This window comes from Tenacibaculum sp. M341 (assembly GCF_004337695.1).
Classification (GTDB): domain Bacteria; phylum Bacteroidota; class Bacteroidia; order Flavobacteriales; family Flavobacteriaceae; genus Polaribacter.
Map to the genome: position 1 here is coordinate 248460 of NZ_SJXJ01000002.1, position 18506 is coordinate 266965.

14 protein-coding genes are annotated in these 18506 nt (G+C 29.4%); 12 read left to right on the plus strand and 2 right to left on the minus strand.

Going from position 1 to position 18506, the window contains the following annotated elements:
• Positions 1-2: 2 nt before the first annotated feature.
• From EYW44_RS02980 to dnaG, 9 genes are all read left to right on the plus strand, one after another.
• Positions 3-647 (plus strand): NADH:ubiquinone reductase (Na(+)-transporting) subunit D, encoded by a 645-nt coding sequence (locus tag EYW44_RS02980; protein ID WP_132722177.1) that lies wholly within the window; start codon positions 3-5, stop codon positions 645-647.
• An 83-nt stretch (positions 648-730) separates the two neighbouring features.
• A complete protein-coding gene (gene nqrE / locus EYW44_RS02985; RefSeq protein WP_132722178.1) occupies positions 731-1450 on the plus strand; it encodes an NADH:ubiquinone reductase (Na(+)-transporting) subunit E in 720 nt (239 codons plus the stop codon).
• Entirely contained in the window at positions 1450-2760 is a 1311-nt protein-coding gene (nqrF, locus tag EYW44_RS02990; protein ID WP_132722179.1) for an NADH:ubiquinone reductase (Na(+)-transporting) subunit F, read from the plus strand. The genes nqrE and nqrF overlap by 1 nt, the downstream gene beginning before the upstream one ends.
• Before the next feature lie 63 nt (positions 2761-2823).
• Positions 2824-4461 (plus strand): tetratricopeptide repeat protein, encoded by a 1638-nt coding sequence (locus EYW44_RS02995; protein ID WP_132722180.1) that lies wholly within the window; start codon positions 2824-2826, stop codon positions 4459-4461.
• A gap of 673 nt (positions 4462-5134) precedes the next feature.
• On the plus strand, positions 5135-5779 hold the full coding sequence (locus EYW44_RS03000) for a response regulator transcription factor (protein ID WP_132722181.1): 645 nt from the start codon (positions 5135-5137) through the stop codon (positions 5777-5779).
• A 537-nt stretch (positions 5780-6316) separates the two neighbouring features.
• On the plus strand, positions 6317-8263 hold the full coding sequence (locus tag EYW44_RS03005; RefSeq protein WP_165872143.1) for a tetratricopeptide repeat-containing sensor histidine kinase: 1947 nt from the start codon (positions 6317-6319) through the stop codon (positions 8261-8263).
• A gap of 171 nt (positions 8264-8434) precedes the next feature.
• Positions 8435-9094: an ATP-dependent Clp endopeptidase proteolytic subunit ClpP gene (gene clpP / locus EYW44_RS03010; RefSeq protein WP_132722183.1), complete on the plus strand. Its 660-nt coding sequence runs from the start codon at positions 8435-8437 to the stop codon at positions 9092-9094.
• Positions 9095-9140: 46 nt separating this feature from the next.
• Entirely contained in the window at positions 9141-10379 is a 1239-nt protein-coding gene (gene clpX / locus EYW44_RS03015) for an ATP-dependent Clp protease ATP-binding subunit ClpX (RefSeq protein WP_132722184.1), read from the plus strand.
• A gap of 91 nt (positions 10380-10470) precedes the next feature.
• Positions 10471-12429 carry a DNA primase gene (gene dnaG / locus EYW44_RS03020; RefSeq protein WP_132722185.1) on the plus strand — a complete coding sequence of 653 codons (1959 nt, stop codon included), beginning with the start codon at positions 10471-10473 and terminating at the stop codon, positions 12427-12429.
• 401 nt (positions 12430-12830) lie between these two features.
• Here dnaG and nadE read toward each other — a convergent pair whose 3' ends face one another.
• Entirely contained in the window at positions 12831-13619 is a 789-nt protein-coding gene (nadE, locus tag EYW44_RS03025; RefSeq protein WP_132722186.1) for an NAD(+) synthase, read from the minus strand.
• A 115-nt stretch (positions 13620-13734) separates the two neighbouring features.
• On the opposite strand from nadE, the gene gldB reads away from it, so the two are divergent.
• Positions 13735-14694, plus strand: coding sequence for a gliding motility lipoprotein GldB (gene gldB, locus EYW44_RS03030; protein WP_132722187.1), 960 nt, complete (start codon positions 13735-13737; stop codon positions 14692-14694).
• Positions 14694-15032 carry a gliding motility protein GldC gene (gene gldC, locus EYW44_RS03035; RefSeq protein ID WP_132722188.1) on the plus strand — a complete coding sequence of 113 codons (339 nt, stop codon included), beginning with the start codon at positions 14694-14696 and terminating at the stop codon, positions 15030-15032. The genes gldB and gldC overlap by 1 nt, the downstream gene beginning before the upstream one ends.
• A gap of 29 nt (positions 15033-15061) precedes the next feature.
• On the opposite strand, the gene folK is transcribed toward gldC, so the two are convergent.
• Positions 15062-16192, minus strand: a complete 1131-nt coding sequence (gene folK / locus EYW44_RS03040; RefSeq protein ID WP_132722189.1) for a 2-amino-4-hydroxy-6-hydroxymethyldihydropteridine diphosphokinase — start codon at positions 16190-16192, stop codon at positions 15062-15064.
• 117 nt (positions 16193-16309) lie between these two features.
• Between folK and EYW44_RS03045 the strand changes: the two genes are divergently transcribed.
• Complete coding sequence (locus tag EYW44_RS03045; protein ID WP_132722190.1) at positions 16310-18457, plus strand: right-handed parallel beta-helix repeat-containing protein; 2148 nt, start codon at positions 16310-16312, stop codon at positions 18455-18457.
• The last annotated feature ends 49 nt before the right edge of the window (positions 18458-18506 follow it).

Consider the following 18506-nt stretch of genomic DNA (forward strand, 5'->3'; position numbering starts at 1 on the left):
TTATGGGACTATTATCAAAAAAAGACGCAGGATTAATTAAAGATCCTTTAGCAGATAACAATCCAATTACAATTCAGGTATTAGGTATTTGTTCGGCATTAGCAATTACAGCTGAATTACAAGCAGCCGTGGTAATGGCAGTTTCTGTAATGTTTGTATTAGGAGCAGGTAACGTAGTTATTTCTTTAATGAGAAATATCATTCCTTCTAAAATTAGAATTATTGTTCAGTTAATTGTAGTTGCTACTTTAGTAATTATAGTAGACCAAGCATTAAAGGCATATCAATATGAATTGAGTAAAACGCTGGGAGCTTTTATTGGACTGATTATTACAAACTGTATTATTATGGGGCGTTTTGAAGCTTTTGCTTTAGGTAACGGACCATGGAGATCATTTTTAGATGGTATAGGTAATGCTTTAGGTTACGGTGTAATCTTAATTATAGTTGCTTTTTTCAGAGAATTATTAGGTTCTGGTAGCTTATTCGGTTTTCCAGTATTAGGTGATTCTGTAGAAAAAACAGGATTGTATGCTTTAGGATATGAGAATAATGGATTCATGATTATGCCACCAATGGCATTAATCGTTGTTGGAATCATTATTTGGGTTCAACGTAGTAGAAATACAGCATTAATAGAAGATTAAAATAGTAATGAGATATTAGTATTAAAATGTTAGTAATAACAAGATTCTAAATACTAAACACTCAATACTCAATACTATAAAAAATGGAATTATTAGAATTATTTTTCAAATCGATATTTATAGATAACATGGTATTTGCTACATTCTTAGGAATGTGTTCTTACTTAGCTATCTCAAAGAAAGTATCAACATCAGTAGGTATGGGTGCGGCTGTTATTTTTGTATTAGCAGTAACAGTTCCTATCAACTGGTTATTAGATCAATATTTATTACAGCCAGGAGCATTATCTTGGTTAGGAGAAGAATATGCAGGTTATGATTTAAGTTTCTTATCATTTATCATGTTTATTGCAACTATTGCAACCATGGTACAGTTAGTAGAAATTATAGTTGAAAAGTTTGCACCAGCATTATATAACTCTTTAGGTATCTTTTTACCATTAATTGCCGTGAACTGTGCAATTTTAGGTGGATCTTTATTTATGCAATCACGTGAGATTCCTACTTTTAGCCAATCTTTAGTATATGGTATAGGATCAGGAATCGGATGGTTTTTAGCTATTTTAGCTATTGCTGCTATTCGTGAGAAGATTCGTTATTCAAGTGTACCAGCACCTTTAAGAGGTTTAGGAATTACTTTTATTATTACAGGTTTAATGGCTATCGGATTTATGAGTTTTGGTGGTATGTTAACTGGAGGTGATGAAGAATCTGATAAAAAAGAAACTTCTGCTGAGATAAAAGTAGACAACAAAGAAGAGGTTAAAAAGTTAGCTAATAACACTAAAGAAATTACAGAATAATGGTATTTTTAGAAGTAAGCACAGGAGGAACAATTGGTATAACTGTTATTGCATTTTTAGCAGTAATCTTATTATTAGTTACATTGTTATTATTTGTAAAACAAAAGTTAGCACCATCTGGACCAGTTAAAATTACAATTAACGGAGAAAAAACAATAGAGGTACCATCAGGAGGAACTTTATTATCTACTTTAGGTAATGAAAAAATATTCTTACCATCTGCATGTGGTGGTGGTGGATCTTGTGTTCAGTGTGAGTGTCACGTTAATTCTGGTGGTGGTGAAGCATTACCTACTGAAACACCTCACTTTACTCGTAAAGAATTACAACATGGTATTCGTTTAGCATGTCAGGTGAAGGTAAAACAAGATATGGACATTTCTATTCCAGAAGAAATTTTCGGAATTAAGAAGTGGGAAGCGACAGTAGTACGTAATTACAACGTAGCATCTTTTATTAAAGAGTTTGTTGTAGAGATTCCAGAAGATATGAACTATAAAGCAGGTGGATATATTCAAATTGAAATTCCTCCATGTGAAGTTAAGTTCTCTGATATGGATATTACAGCTCATCCAGAAGAGCATGAAACTCCAGATAAATTCCAAGTTGAGTGGGATAAGTTTAAATTATGGCCTTTAGTAATGAAGAATCCTGAAACAGTTGAAAGAGCTTATTCGATGGCTTCTTACCCAGCTGAAGGACGTGAAATAATGTTAAATGTTCGTATTGCTACTCCTCCTTTTGATAGAGCTAAAGGTGGATGGATGGATGTAAATCCAGGTATCGCATCATCTTATGTTTTCTCTAGAAAAGTAGGAGATAAAGTAACTATTTCTGGACCTTATGGAGAATTCTTTATTAACGATTCAGAAGCAGAAATGTTATATGTAGGTGGTGGAGCAGGAATGGCGCCAATGCGTTCTCACTTATATCACTTATTCAAAACATTAAAGACAGGTCGTAAAGTATCTTACTGGTATGGAGGTCGTTCTAAAAGAGAATTATTCTATTTAGAACATTTCTATGATTTAGAGAGAAACTTCCCTAACTTTAAATTTCATATTGCATTATCTGAGCCTTTACCAGAAGATAACTGGAAAGTAAAAGATAGTTTAGATGGAGAAGGAGATGGATTTGTTGGTTTTGTTCATAATTGTGTTATTGATAACTTTTTAAGTAAACACGACAGTCCAGAAGATATAGAATTATATTTCTGTGGACCACCATTAATGAACAAAGCAGTACAAAAAATGGGAGAAGATTTCGGTATCCCAGATGAGAATATCCGCTTTGACGATTTCGGAGGATAAAATAAAAATCATATTTATACGTTAAAACCAGCAACTATTGCTGGTTTTTTTTATATTTAATTCATGATTTTAAGAATACCCCAAATTTACTTCTTATCTTTCTTTTTGGTTATATCTCTCAACGCACAAAAGAAGGATTCGATTAAATCAGTTATTGAGACTGATTTACAAAACATAGATAGCTATAAGAAAAAGATTAATTACTTAGTTAAAAGAGGTGTCAATATATTGGAAGATGATTTATATGCATCTGAGCAATATTTGAATTATGCCCAAAGTATAGTTCAAGAAGATGATAAAAAAGGTAAAGCAAGAATCTTAAAGAACTTAGGTAATGTTTATCACAAAAAAGGAGAGAATAATAAGAGTTTACTATCTTATTTACAATCAAGAAATTTATATGAAGAGTTAAACGATACTATTAATATTGCAAGAAACCTTTTAAAAGAAGGAGTTGTTTATAATTATTTAAAAGAATACAAAAAGGCAATTAGTAGTTCTGAAGAATCTATTAAATTGGCTAACTCAATTAATAATTTGTCTTTAGTAGGACGAAATTATATCTGTATGGGTGGTACATATAGAAGGTTGAAAAAGATTGATTCATCATTTATATTTTACAATAAAGCGTTAAAAATTTTTACAGATTTAAAGAACGAACTAAGAATTAGTACCATAAAAAATGACCTAGCATTACTTTATGGTTCTGAAGATCGTTATGACGAAGCGGTTAAAATTCACTTAGGAAATATAGCATATATCAAAGAGAATCATAGTCTTATAAATGTTTCCACTACTTTTTACAATATTGGTTATTCATTTCTTAAGCTTAAAGAGTATGATAAATCTTTAAAATATTTAGATTCTTCTTTTCAAGTGGCAGATAAGCAGGGGTTCAAGTATATCATAGCTAAAATTACTGAAAAGCAAAGTATTATACATAAGGAGAAAGGTAATTTTGAAGAGGCTTTTAAGAATCATGTGCTTTTTAAAAAGTATTCAGATTCTATTTTTAGTTTAAAAAAGCAGAAACAAATTAAAGAACTAGAATTAAAAAATGAATTTGAGGCAGAAAGAAAAGAATTAGAGGCAATTGCCAGTAGAAAAGAGTTACAGAAAAGATTATACTTACGACTTTTTGTTATTGTATTAATAGCTGCTTTAATAATTGGTTATTTAATATGGAGAGATTCTGTTTCTAGAACTCAGATAGTTAAAGATAAATATGAAAAAGAAAAACTGAAAAAACAAGTATTAGTAGAGCAAGTTAAAGCATCAGAAACTGAATTAAAGTATTTAATTGCTGATAATACAATGCGTTTAGAGTTTATTAAACAACTCTCTAATCAAATTAGAAAAGATAAAAGATCTAATGATTATAAAACTGTACAAGAGTATGCCAATACGCTTCTTTTAAAGTTACAGCAACAAATTACAACGGAAAATAAACTCTCATTAGTTCAAGATAAAATTAATGAAGTAAACAAAGGGTTTGAGGAAAAACTAAAAACATTGTATCCTAATTTAACTAAAACGGAACGAGAAATGTGTAGTTTTTTACGTTTAAACTTATCAATTAAAGAAATTGCATCTATTCGAAATTCAAGTATTGATTCAATTAAAGCCTTGAGATATAGAATTAGAAAGAAAATGCAAATACCAAAAAATGAAGAGTTAGAAGGCTTTGTGCAAGGGATTTAAGGTTTTGTTACTTTTTGTCACTGCCTATTTTAGGGTGTAACTATTTTTATTTTGTAGTTTTGAATCAGAGAGACATTAACTGTAAAGATAGTTACCCTTATTTACTTATAATCCCTTGAATAAATAATTATCTTATACTTTACCAGTTTATAGAGGTCAGCATTTCGGGGAATACTGGCTTTTCGTTTTTTTACTATTCTAATTAAATAAATAATTCATTTTATATTAAGTAATAAAAATTAAGATTAGCCATCAATAAATTACTGCAGCCCTTGATTTTATTGACAATGTCACTTTTTGTCACTGTCTATTTTAGGGGATGACTGTTTTTATTTTGTAGTTTTGAACCAGAGATATTAACTGTTAGGATGTTTGTAAAATATTTAACGTAATCCCTTAAATCACATTATCCTAATAATTTACCAGTTTAAAAGCCAGTATATGGGGGTATGCTGGCTTTTTACTTTTTTTAAACTACATTCTTTTGTTACATTTCAAGTAAAGCAATAGGAAACTCCTGATTTTTGTTAAAAAAGATATAATAAAGGTTAATTTTTTTTGTTTAAGAATTAGCAAAACACTGAAGTTTAGCTATGATATCTGTTATATTTGAAGAGAAAATAATTATATTTTCAAACAGATATTTATGTTATTATAATTCCCCAATATTGTCATGACAAAAAATAATTTAATAATTGTAGATGATCATTCTATGTTTTTAGAAGGTTTACAAGGTTTACTTGAAACTGAAGAAAATATGAATGTTGTTTTAGGAGTTAAAAATGGAAATGAAATCATAAAATATTTAGAGATTAATTCTGAGAAAAATATTGATTTAATTATTTCTGATATTTCAATGCCTGATATCACGGGTATAGAATTAACAAAAATTATTAAAGAGAAATATCCATCCATAGGTGTTTTAATTATTAGTATGCATAACAATGCTGAAATGATTGAAGAATTGATACAGTATAATGTTGATGGTTACATTTCTAAAAATGCCAATAAACCAGAGTTATTGCAAGCTGTGAATACTATTTTAGAAGGGAAAAAATATTTTTCAAGAGGAATAAAAAACACTTATTTTGAATACAAACAATCTTCAGGAAAAGAAAAAGTTAAACTGACAAAAAGAGAAATAGACGTTATAACATTAATTGCTAAAGAATATACTACTCAAGAAATCGCGGATGAGCTTTTTTTAAGCAAACACACTATTGAAAGTTATCGAAAAACATTAATATCTAAATTAAATGTTAGAAACTTAGCAGGCTTAACCAAGTATGCTTTAAAAATGAAATACATTAAATTTTAATAAAAAAAAACAATCCCTTCTTTAAAAGAAGGAATCGTTATAGATAATGCAGCAAAGTAACATATTGTTGATTTACAAATAAGACATTAAAAGCTGTGTTGATGTTCAGTTTTTTTACGTCCCTTTTCCCAATATTTGTATAACTACGATGATCAACAATTAATAAACACTTTTCTTAAAGTTTATGTTTACCATTAATAGCATTATCTTTTTTCATCCTTAATAACTATTTTAAAAATCTCTTTTATTGCAATCTTCCATTTTATTGCAATCTTCCATTTCATTTTGCACAATATTTTAAAAACTAATAAAGACCATAACCAAATCTTAACTTAGTTTTTAATGAACACTTAATTAGAAAGCAAAATTATTTTAACTAGTAAACAGAAAAACCCCCGTATTCAGTGAAAAAATATTTTACACTATATTTTTTTATAGATGAAAAAGGTGTTTTGTTAAAAAAGTATCTTCTTTAGTTTTAATAATATATGTTGCTTATTTTTTTTATACGTTTATTAAATGCCATATTTTAGTAAGATGAGAACAAAATCCCTGACCACACTGTTGTCACTATTTATTATAAGCATAGCGGCTCAAAATAGCAATTTAAAAGACTTAGAAAAGAAAGATAAAGAGTCTATGGAAGAAATAAGCAACTTATTTTTTAGAAAGAATAAAGAAAAAGAAGCTTATGTAAAGTCATTAAAATTAATGAAAGAAGGTAATTCTGATGCAGGGAAATCTTTAGCATCTAATTTATTGTCCTCTTATTTCTACAAGGCAAATCATTTAGATTCGTCTATATTTTATGCCAAAAAAACTTTGGGTTACAAAAACTTTTCTTCAGATTCGATTAAAAGACATAGGTATTTGCTGGGAACTATGACATTGGCTACAGCCTACACTATGAAAGGTATTAAAGATAAGGCTAAGAAATTATATATTGAAGGAGTACAAAAGGCTGAGCTTTGGAATGATACTTACAATTATTATGGTTTTGTAATCAATTTAGGTAATATTTATTATTTGGATAAAGAGTATGATAAAGCATTAAAGATGTTTAAAAAAGGAATAAAAAGTCCTGAATTAAGAGCTAAACTAACATCATATGCCTCTATTGGAAATATTTACGCGGTTCGTAAAGAGTTTAAAAAATCAAATGAATATTACAAAGAAAGTTTAAAGTATACCAAAGGTAGTTTATATAATAAATTGGCTATAAAAACAAATATAGCTGATAATTATATTCAATTAGGTGAAGTAGAGAAAGGGATCAAAAAATTGAAAGAAATTATTAAGCAAAGCAAGAAAGAAGGATATTCACAATTAAGAGAACAAGCTGAAAAGTTCTTAGTCCAGCTATATATAAGACAAAAGAAATATGATGAGGCAGAGCGTTTAATTACATCATTATTAGAAAAAGTAAAAGAAAAAGGAAATTTGAATGATATGTTGGAATGTTACGATTTCTTAAAACAAATAAAAAAAGGGAAAGGCGATTTTAAAAACTCACTAATTTTTTCTGAAAAATATATAAAATTAAAAGATTCTATAAATAAACTTCAAAAGGAAAAAGAAATAAATGAATTAGAGGTAAAGTTTGAAACGGCACAAAAGGAAAGTGAAATTACTTTGTTAAAAAAAGATCAGGAGTTAAAAGAACAACAAATAGCTCAACAAAACTTAACTAGAAATATCATTTTAATTGCGGCTTCATTGATCATTATTGCAATATTATTATTGCTTAGATTTTATTTTCAAAAATTAAAAACACAAAAAGAGTTAAATAAAACTCAAGAAGAATTTAGTTATCAGAAAATAAAAGCATTAATGAAAAACCAAGAGTTAGAATTGGTAAAAGCCTCTATAGAAGGAAAAGATATGGAAAGAAAAAGGTTAGCTAGAGGGCTACATGATTCTATTGGAAGTAATATGGCTGCAATTAAATTACAATTTGAAAAATTACCAGAAGCTTCAGATAAATTAAAAAAGATAAAAGACGATTTAAATAATACTTATGAAGAAATAAGAGAGCTATCACATAATTTATTGCCAAAACGAATTAGGCAAGAAGATTATGCGGAAGTTTTAAAGGAATATATTTCTAGTATTGATGAAATTTCTGATGTAAAAATTTCTTTCTCAGTGTCAGAAAAAAAAATAATAAATAGAACAGAAAAGTATTTACAAAATGAAATTTTTTCAATTATTCAAGAGTTGATTTCTAATGCATTAAAACATGCTAAAGCTTCTAAAATAGAAATACAATTAGAGGTAGTTGATGATTTAATTTATTTATCTTTTGAAGATGATGGAGTTGGTTTTAATACCAAATTAGATTACAAAGGAATAGGGTTAAAAAACATAGAAGATAGAATAGATCAGCTATCAGGAACCTTTATCATAGATTCTCATCCAAAAAGAGGAACTCTTTTTAGAATGGAGTTAGAAAAAGATGCTTATTTAGTAAATGAAGTAGTTTAATTTTTACAATTAAATGAATTTTAACGAATAAAATGAGAATTTAGAGATAATTGTGTTAAAAAAAAATCAATAAATAATTCAACTACTATTTAAAAGGAATAGCTACACTTTTTATACCAGAAAAACTTCGTATCTTTATCCTTTAATAACTCTAAAGAAACCGAAACTATAATGGATTACGGAAAAGAATTTGAAAAATATGCTACTAAGCACCATGGCATTAGTAGTACTTACTATAATAAAATAACAAGTAGTTTAACGCCGTATATTATTGAGGAGCGTCAATTAAATGTAGCACAAATGGATGTGTTTTCACGTTTAATGATGGATCGTATTATATTTTTAGGTACAGGTATTAACGATCAAATAGCAAATGTAATTCAGGCACAATTGTTATTTTTAGAAAGTGTAGATGCTACAAAAGACATCTCAATATATATTAACTCACCAGGTGGTGGAGTATATGCTGGTTTAGGTATTTATGATACAATGCAATTTATAAAACCAGATGTAGCAACTATTTGTACAGGTATGGCAGCTTCAATGGGAGCAGTTTTAATGTGTGCAGGAGAAAAAGGTAAAAGATCTGCGTTACCACACTCAAGAATTATGATTCACCAACCGTTAGGTGGAGCTCAAGGTCAGGCATCTGATATGGAAATAACAGTAAAAGAGATTGGAAAGTTAAAAACAGAACTTTACAATATCATTTCTAAGCATTCAGGTCAACCTTTCGATAAAGTTCATGAAGATTCAGATAGAGATTACTGGATGAAGGCAGATGAAGCTAAAGAATACGGAATGATAGATGAAATTTTAACTAGAGGATAAGAAGTTAAAATTTTATAGAAGTAGAAGAATAAATTACACATTTATAATGTCGCAAGATCAAAATTTAGAATGTTCGTTTTGCGGACGAAAAAAAGCTGAAACCAATTTATTAATTGCAGGTATGGATGCCCATATTTGTGATAGATGTATTGAGCAAGCTTATGGTATTGTACAAGAAGAAATAGCAGAAGCAAAGACATCGAGTCTTAGTTCTGATCTTATTTTGAAAAAGCCAATTGAAATCAAGTCATTTTTAGATGAACATATCGTTGGTCAAGAGCAAACTAAAAAAGCAATGTCTGTAGCAGTATATAATCATTACAAAAGATTATTACAAGCAAAAGCACCTGGAGACGCTGTTGAAATAGAAAAGTCTAACATTGTATTGGTTGGAGAAACTGGTACAGGTAAGACGTTAGTAGCTCGTACAATAGCAAAAATGTTAAACGTACCATTTTCAATTGTTGATGCAACTGTATTAACTCAAGCTGGATATGTAGGAGAAGATGTTGAAAGTATTTTAAGCAGACTTTTACAAGCAGCTGATTACGATGTTGAGAAAGCAGAAAGAGGTATTGTTTTTATTGATGAAATAGATAAAATAGCTCGTAAAGGAGATAATCCATCTATCACAAGAGATGTTTCTGGTGAAGGAGTACAACAAGCATTATTAAAATTACTTGAAGGAGCTGTAGTGAATGTTGCTCCAAAAGGAGGTAGAAAACACCCAGAACAAAAGTTTATTCAAGTAAATACAAAAGATATCTTGTTTGTAGCAGGTGGAGCTTTTTCTGGTATTGACAGAATCATCAGTAAAAGATTAAACATGCAAGCTGTAGGTTACAGTGCGTCTATTGATGAAGACAGAATAGATGAAGATAATTTATTACAATACATTATTCCTGCCGACTTAAAATCTTTCGGGTTAATTCCTGAAATTATTGGACGTTTACCAGTTTTAAGTTACATGAATCCTTTAGATGCTAAAACATTAAGGGCAATTTTAACTGAACCTAAAAACTCTATCATAAAGCAATACACAAAGCTTTTTGCAATGGATGATGTAGCTTTTTCTATGACAGAAGATGCTTTACAATACATTGTAGATATGGCAGTAGAGTATAAATTAGGAGCCAGAGGTTTACGTTCTTTATGTGAAGCAATTTTAACAGATGCAATGTTTGAGTTGCCAGGTTCAGATGTAAGTGAATTTGAAGTAACTAGAGATTATGCTGAAGAAAAATTAACTAGAAAAGCATTACAAAAGTTAAAAGCAGCATCTTAATAAACACACAAGATTTAAAAACTTTTATTAAATCAATTTATAAAAATCACCTCGCAAAAGTTATCTTTGCGAGGTTTTTTATATTTATAGCATGATTACCAAGCAAACCATAGATTTAGTTTTTGAAACCGCTCGATTAGAAGAGGTAATTGGTGAGTTTGTACAATTAAAAAAGTCAGGAAGTAGTTTTAAAGGATTAAGTCCCTTTGTGGATGAAAAAACACCGTCTTTTATGGTGTCACCTGTAAAGCAAATATGGAAAGATTTTAGTACCGGAAAAGGAGGGAATGTAATTTCCTTTTTAATGGAACATGAACACTTTTCGTATCCTGAAGCCATTAGATGGTTAGCTAAAAAATATAATATAGAAATTGAAGAAACCGAACAATCTGAAGAGCAAAAAAAGCAGGTTAATGAACGAGAAAGTATGTTTTTGGTTTCTAAATTCGCAAAAGAATATTTTCACGATTTATTACTAAATTCTCAGAGAGGACGTGCAATTGGACTGTCTTATTTCAAGGAGCGTGGATTTAGAGAAGATATTATAGAAAAGTTTGATTTAGGTTATTGTAAAGATGAATGGGATAACTTTACAAAGGCAGCTTTAGATAAAGGTTATGATATAAAGTATTTGAAATCTACAGGTCTAACTATCGTTAAAGAAGGTGGAGATAAAGTTAGAATGTTTGATAGATTTAAAGGAAGAGTAATGTTTCCAATTCACAGTATGTCTGGAAGAATACTTGGATTTGGAGGTAGAATTCTAACTAACGATAAAAAAGCTGCTAAGTATTTAAACTCTCCTGAAAGTGATATTTACCATAAGAGTAAAATTTTATATGGAATTTATCAGGCAAAGAAAGAAATAGCAAAAGCAGATAACTGTTTTTTAGTTGAAGGATATACTGATGTAATCTCATTTCATCAATCTGGAATAGAAAACGTAGTAGCATCTTCTGGTACAGCTTTAACACCAGATCAAATTAGAATAGTACATCGTTTAACCAATAATATAACAGTTTTATTTGATGGAGATGCAGCTGGTATTAGAGCTTCTTTAAGAGGTATCGATTTAATACTAGAGCAGGGGATGAATGTAAAAGTTGTAGCTTTTCCACAAGGAGAAGATCCTGATAGTTTTGCTAAAGCTAATTCAGATGCTGCATTAAAGAAGTATTTAGAGGAAAATTCGCAAGATTTTATAGGTTTTAAGGTTTCTTTATTAATGGAAGAAGCTCAGAACGACCCTGTAAAAAAAGCGGGGCTAATTAGAGATATTGTTACGAGTATTGCCAAAATTCCTGATGGAATTCAAAGGGAAGTTTATGTGCAAGAATGTGCACGTATTATGGATATTTCAGAAAGAGTACTTTTTAGTGAATTAGCACAACTTTTAAATAAAAATCCACAAGCACCAAGGCAAGAAGAAACTCCAAGACCTAGATTAAAACCAGTTAGAGAATCTAAAAAGGAAGCAAAAATTGATACCTTATTCTTATTAGAAAAAGAGGTGTTAAGAATATTATTGCTCTATGGAAACGAGGAAGTTGCTTTTATTAACTGGATTCATGCTGAAGATAAATATGGTAGACCAATTTTAGAGAAAGAAGAGTATTTAAATACAGTTTGTAATGAATTGTACTTGAATTTGCAAGAAGATGAAATTGAGTTTACAAATGAAGTTTTTCAATTACTTTATCATGAAATAGTATATCAGGTAAATCAAGATGAAAAAATATCCGTAGAACGTTTAATTGTTAGTGAAAATAATTCAGTTGCTTCATTAGTAACCGATGTTTTAATGGACGAAGAAAAGTACATTTTAAGTGACTGGGAACGTAAAGAAGTTTTTGTAACTCAAACCGTCAAAATTTTACCAAAGTTAGTTACTGATGTTATCTTGAATCTGAGAAGGGTTTTGATAGAGTTGAAGATCAAAAACATAATGACAGAATCACAAGAGGAAGGGAAAGTTCCAGATTTAGAAGAGATTACAAATTACTTAGAATTAAAGAAATTATTATATGAGAAGTTAAATCGTGTAATTTAACGGTTAAATCATAGGTCATTTTTTTTTATAATTAACATTTTTTTATATCTTCGCTTCGTAAGAAAGAATCAGAAATAAATCTATAAACTATGAGAAAATTGCTTCAAATAGGTAAGCTATTGGTGCTTTTCATCGAACTTCCATTTCAAATATCAAATGGAAACAAAAAAAAATCGTATAAAAAAATTAAACAGTTAATGATCTCTGCAAACTTGCTTTAATTAAATTTTTTACATTTTTAAAAACATTAATTAATGCTTTAAATATAACTTAATTGTTATTTTAAAGCTTTTTTTATGAGCAAAATTCAAAAAAAGAACTCCTAACATAACAATTTGTTAATTGTAACAAAAAATATTCATGTTAGAAGTTGTGTTATTCGAGTAGTTTTAGCTACTATATTATTTTAAATCACTAGGTATTTCACATACAGGTATTGGTACCATTTTGTGTTGATTAATAGTATTTAAACGAGTGTAAATAGCATATACTTCTTTCTGCCTTCCATCAAAATCATCAACACTTTTACCAGTATCTTGCATTTTCATAGCCCATTCTAATTCGTCATAAGATGCTCCAATTTGGTCTTCATCAGTTCTACTATCACCAAATAAACCATCTGTAGGTTGCGCTTTTTGGATAGATTCTGGTACATCTAAGTGTGAAGCAAGAGCAAATACCTCAGATTTAACTAAATCAGCAATAGGACTTAAATCTACACCGCCGTCTCCATATTTTGTGTAAAATCCAACACCAAAATCTTCTACCTTATTACCAGTACCTGTAACTAATAAACCATGTAAACCTGCAAAATAATATAAGGTAGTCATACGTAACCTAGCTCTTGTATTGGCTAAAGCCAAATTTAATTTAGCAGAAGCATCTACTTTAGGCACTACAGTTTTAAAATCTTCAAAAGTTGAAGTTAAATTTACCTGAGCTTCAGAAACATTAGAAAAACGTTCTTTTAATTGAGCAATGTGTTCTTTAGCTCTATTCACTTGACTTTCTGCTTGGTGAATAGGCATTTCTATACATAGGGTAGGTAAACCTGTTTTTGCACATAAACTAGAGGTTACAGCTGAGTCAATTCCACCAGATACACCAACAACAAAACCGTTCACTTTTGCGTTTTCAGCATAATCTTTTAACCATTTTACAATATGTTCAGCAACTTTAGGTGTATTCATTTTGTACTATTTTAGTAAATTCGAAGTTTATATTTTATATGTAAATATAGTTAAACCGTTTAAGGTTTAAAAGTAGAGATATTAAAAGTTGTACCACACTAATTTAAAGTAATAAATGAGAAGGATTTATAGTGTTTTTTTAGGATTGTTAATATTAGCCTCTTGCGCTAAAGACAACAATAAGTTTAATGTAGATGTTACTAATATTAATGGTGATTTTAAGTTAGCCAGATTTGATATTGATTTTTATAGTACAACTGAAGCAACACTACCAAAGTTAAAAGAACAGTATCGTATTTTATTTCCGCACGATAATGATTCTATTTGGATAAGTAAAATAAATAATAAAGAAGAGCAAGAGTTGTTTTTAGAAACACAAAAAGTATTTAAAGACCTTTCTTTACAAGAGAAGCAATTAGAAAATTTATTTAAGCATGTAGCATACTATAATCCGAATTTCTTACCACCAACTGTTATAACAATGTTAACCAATATTGATTATGATAATAGAGTACTTTACAATCAAGAATACTTGTTAATATCATTAGATGTCTATTTAGGTAGTACTCATGAATTTTATGGAGATTATCCAGGTTATGTAAAATTGAATAATCATAAAGATCATCTAATTGTTGATGCAGCTAATGCAATTATAAATGTGCAAATGCCACCAAATAGAGAACGTAATTTTATTAGTAAGATGATTTATGAAGGCAAAAAAATGTATTTGTTAGATAGCTATTTACCAGGTTTATCTGATAGAGAAAAAATAGGGTATGCTGAAGAAAAGATAACTTGGGCAGAAAGCAGCGAAGACTATATTTGGAAGTATTTCATAGAAAAAGAATTACTATTTAGTACTGATTCTAAATTGAATCAGCGTTTTTTAGATGCTGCTCCTTTTTCAAAATTTTATCTAGGAGAAGATAATTTATCACCAGGAAGAATAGGTGTTTGGGTAGGTTGGCAAATTGTTAGATCATATATGCAAAAGAATGACGTATCTTTGTCGGAATTATTACAAACTGACGAAGAAAAGATTTTTAAAGAATCTAAATACAAACCTAAAAAATAATGGCAATAGTACATACTTCAGAGATAAAATTTAAAGTAGGCTTAGATGAAAACAGAGTTCCTGAGGAAATTTCTTGGAATGCAGAAGATGGAGGTATAACCAATGAAGCTTCTAAGGCAATAATGTTATCAGTATGGGATCACAAACAAAAAGATACATTACGTATGGATTTGTGGACAAAAGATATGCCTGTAGATGAAATGAAGCAATTTTTTCATCAAACATTAGTATCTATGTCTAATACATTTGAACGAGCAACTAATGACGAAAAAATGAGTGCTACTATGCGTGATTTCTGTGATTATTTTGCAGAAAAATTAGAGCTGATAAAAAAATAAATAGCGAATAAAAGTTATAATTAAAAAGATCAAGGAGTATATTCCTTGATTTTTTTTATAATTAATTTGTAATCATCTTTATTCGATACAAAGTCTAGTTCAGAAACATCTATAACCAATACATTAAGGTCTTGCTGAGTTTTTATAAAGTTAACATAACCATCGTGTATTTTTTGTAAATAATCAGCTTCAATATTTTGCTCGTACTCTCTTCCTCTTTTTTTAATGTTTTGTAATAATCTATCTGTATTTTGATATAAATACACGTATAAATCTGGTTTTACAATTTCTTTGTACATTAAATCAAACATCTTTCTATACAAAGTATATTCATCATTTTGAAGTGTAACTTGTGCAAAAATTAATGACTTAAAAATATAATAATCAGAAATAATAAAGTTCTTGAATAAATCAAACTGCGCTAAATCATCAGAAAGCTGTTGATAGCGGTCAGCAAGAAAGCTCATTTCTAAAGGAAAAGCATAACGCTCTTCATCATTATAAAATTTAGGTAAAAAAGGATTTTCAGCAAAACGTTCTAATACAACTTTAGCATTAAAATCGTCCGACATCATCTTGGTTAATGTTGTTTTCCCTGCTCCAATATTTCCTTCAATAGCAATGTAGTTGTATTTCTCAGAAATGGTTACAGGTCTAATTAAAGTTTCATCAGTAGTTATTATTTCTGATGTATCATCGCAATTTGTTAAACAATGAATAATTTTTTTTCTTTCAATAGGATGAATTACCGAAGAAGCTATATCATTTAGAGGAACTAGAACAAATTTACGTTGTAACATTCTTGGATGTGGAACTATCAAATCCTTTTCAAAGATAATTTCATCGTCGAAAAGTAAAATATCTAAATCAATAGTTCTATTGCTATACCCTTCTTTATTAGTTCTAACTCTACCTAATCTACTTTCAATTTCAAGAAGTTTTTTAATAAGATTCTCAGGAGAAATACTGGTTGAAACTTTAATACAAGTATTTAAAAAATCATTGCCTTCAAAACCAAATGCAGGAGTTTTATAAACTTTTGCTATTTTTAAAACATTACCAATTTCATCTGCAATAATATCAATTGCAGTTTGAAGATTTTTTAATTTATCACCTTCATTGCTCCCTAAAGATAGATATGTAAAACGCTGTATTTTCAATGTTTTTATTTGGAAACAAAGTAACGAAACATAAGCAAGAATGTTTTTAAAAAAATAATATATTTTTTATACTAAAAAGAGTACATAAACGTTACGTTTATTTAATTCCTTAATCATATGACAATCAATAAATCAAACGTATTGTTTATTTTCTGTTTGGTGTTTTCAATGCCTTTTTTAGTAGCTCAAAATACTTTTTATGTAGCCACTAACGGAAATGATAGCAATTCAGGAACCAAAACTAGTCCTTTTAAAACTTTTAACAGAGCTATGTCTCAAATGACTCCGGGTAGTACTTGTATTATTAGAGGAGGAACTTACGATGAAAGATTAGTAGTAAGTAAAGACGGTACAGTAGGAAATTATCTGACTTTTAAAGCAGAAGATGGAGAACGTGTAGAGGTTAAAGCAACCAAAGTTATCAATGGTTGGCAAGCTCATGCTGGTAGTATTTATAAAACAACTGTAGACATGTCTTTAGGCGAACGATTCAGAAGTATTTACCATTATGGTGAGTATATGGATTTAGCTAGATGGCCAAATAATACAGATGATGATAGATGGACGATAGATTGTAAATTTATTGATAGTGGAGGAAGTGACTTTTTTGAGCTTACCGATGTCCCTAATTTTGATTGGACTGGTGGATATGTTTATTATTTAGGAGGACATTCAGGTACAAGTTGGATAAGAGAAATAACGAGTAGTTCAACAACTAGAATAGAACATGTAGGAGTAGATATCACTAAATGGCCTTTTGATCCACATAATCCAACAATTTTACGAAATGGTCATAGAGGTCAATTGTACTTATTTAATAAATTAGAAGCTTTAGATCATGCAAATGAATGGTATTATGATGACGCTACTAATACTTTGTATTTTCAAACGTCAGATGGTAATATTCCTGAAGATGATTCCGTAGAATATACAACTCATAGATATACTTCAGAAATTAATGGTGATTATGTAAAAGTTGAAGGAATTGAGTTTTTTGGAGGCGGAATTAAGGTGAAGGGAGATTTCAATATCATTGAAAATAATAAAATATCACACGCTATAGAAGGTTTTGCAGATGCTTCACAAACTAGTGGTGCTAGTGTAGGAGACGCAGCTATAGAAGTGTTGGGTGAAAGTACTGTTGTAAGAGGTTGTACAATTAATCATTCTTCATTTAATGGAATTATTGTTAATAATTGGGCAGATGCTCATAATTCAATAATAGAAAAGAATACCATTTCTAATGTAAATTATGTAGGAATTCATACAACACCAATTAGGTCAACAGCAAATAATGTAAAAGTTTTAAAGAATACTGTTTTCAATTCAGGTAGAGATGGTATTTATGTGAGCGGCGATAATTGTGAGGTTGCTTACAATGATGTGTCTAAAGCTCAATTGATAAATGCTGATTCAGGAGTGTTTTACACGGTAGGAAATGATGATTTAAAAGGAACGGAAATACACCATAATTGGTTTCATGATTCTAAGCCACCGTCATTTGCAGGAACTAAAGCAGCAGGAATTTATTTAGATAATAATAGTAAAGGATATGTCGTACACCACAATGTAGTATGGAATGTGTCTTGGTCTGCATATCAAGTAAATTGGGCGAATTGGAATTTAGATTTTTTCCATAATACTATTTGGAATGCTGAAAGAGCTTCAGATTCATGGGTAAACGGATATGAACAGAAAAACAATAGGGTATATAATAATTATTCTAATGTTGGAGATTGGTTTACTGTTACTGGTTTTGAAATGCAAGACAATTTAATTGATGCTACTTCACCGTTAGAAGATCCGGATGCATTGAATTTTATGCCTATAGATGGTAGTGCAGTAGTTGATATGGGAAGAGTTATTTCTGGATTCAGTAAAATATTTAAAGGAGCTGCACCAGATATTGGAGCTTACGAACGAGGAGGTACTCCATGGACAGCTGGTATAAACGCTATTGAAGATACTGGAAGTAATACTTTGAGTACAGAGGATAATATCGTTAAAGATGATATTGTTGGAGTTTTATATCCGAATCCGGTAAAAGATAAATTTAGCATTTTGTTAAAAGATTCATTTGATAGAAAAGGAGCGTTAGTAGAAATTTATTCTGTTTTAGGAGCTAAAATAGCTTCTTATGATGTAGAGGATTTTATAAAAGATGATAAGCTTACTCTTTCTATGACAGATTTATCTGCGGGTAATTATATTGTTAAACTAGTTTCTCAACAAGGAACTAACAATAAGATTTTTGTAAAAGAATAATTCTTTAATACACAAATAAGAAACAAAAAAATCGTCAATTAATATTGAC

What these genes read in the sequence shown, in the direction of transcription:
- EYW44_RS02980 (WP_132722177.1), top strand. Translation starts at nt 3, where the DNA reads ATGGGACTATTATCAAAAAAAGACGCAGGATTAATTAAAGATCCTTTA.
- nqrE (WP_132722178.1), top strand. Translation starts at nt 731, where the DNA reads ATGGAATTATTAGAATTATTTTTCAAATCGATATTTATAGATAACATG.
- nqrF (WP_132722179.1), top strand. Translation starts at nt 1,450, where the DNA reads ATGGTATTTTTAGAAGTAAGCACAGGAGGAACAATTGGTATAACTGTT.
- EYW44_RS02995 (WP_132722180.1), top strand. Translation starts at nt 2,824, where the DNA reads ATGATTTTAAGAATACCCCAAATTTACTTCTTATCTTTCTTTTTGGTT.
- EYW44_RS03000 (WP_132722181.1), top strand. Translation starts at nt 5,135, where the DNA reads ATGACAAAAAATAATTTAATAATTGTAGATGATCATTCTATGTTTTTA.
- EYW44_RS03005 (WP_165872143.1), top strand. Translation starts at nt 6,317, where the DNA reads ATGAGAACAAAATCCCTGACCACACTGTTGTCACTATTTATTATAAGC.
- clpP (WP_132722183.1), top strand. Translation starts at nt 8,435, where the DNA reads ATGGATTACGGAAAAGAATTTGAAAAATATGCTACTAAGCACCATGGC.
- clpX (WP_132722184.1), top strand. Translation starts at nt 9,141, where the DNA reads ATGTCGCAAGATCAAAATTTAGAATGTTCGTTTTGCGGACGAAAAAAA.
- dnaG (WP_132722185.1), top strand. Translation starts at nt 10,471, where the DNA reads ATGATTACCAAGCAAACCATAGATTTAGTTTTTGAAACCGCTCGATTA.
- nadE (WP_132722186.1), bottom strand. Translation starts at nt 13,619, where the DNA reads ATGAATACACCTAAAGTTGCTGAACATATTGTAAAATGGTTAAAAGAT.
- gldB (WP_132722187.1), top strand. Translation starts at nt 13,735, where the DNA reads ATGAGAAGGATTTATAGTGTTTTTTTAGGATTGTTAATATTAGCCTCT.
- gldC (WP_132722188.1), top strand. Translation starts at nt 14,694, where the DNA reads ATGGCAATAGTACATACTTCAGAGATAAAATTTAAAGTAGGCTTAGAT.
- EYW44_RS03045 (WP_132722190.1), top strand. Translation starts at nt 16,310, where the DNA reads ATGACAATCAATAAATCAAACGTATTGTTTATTTTCTGTTTGGTGTTT.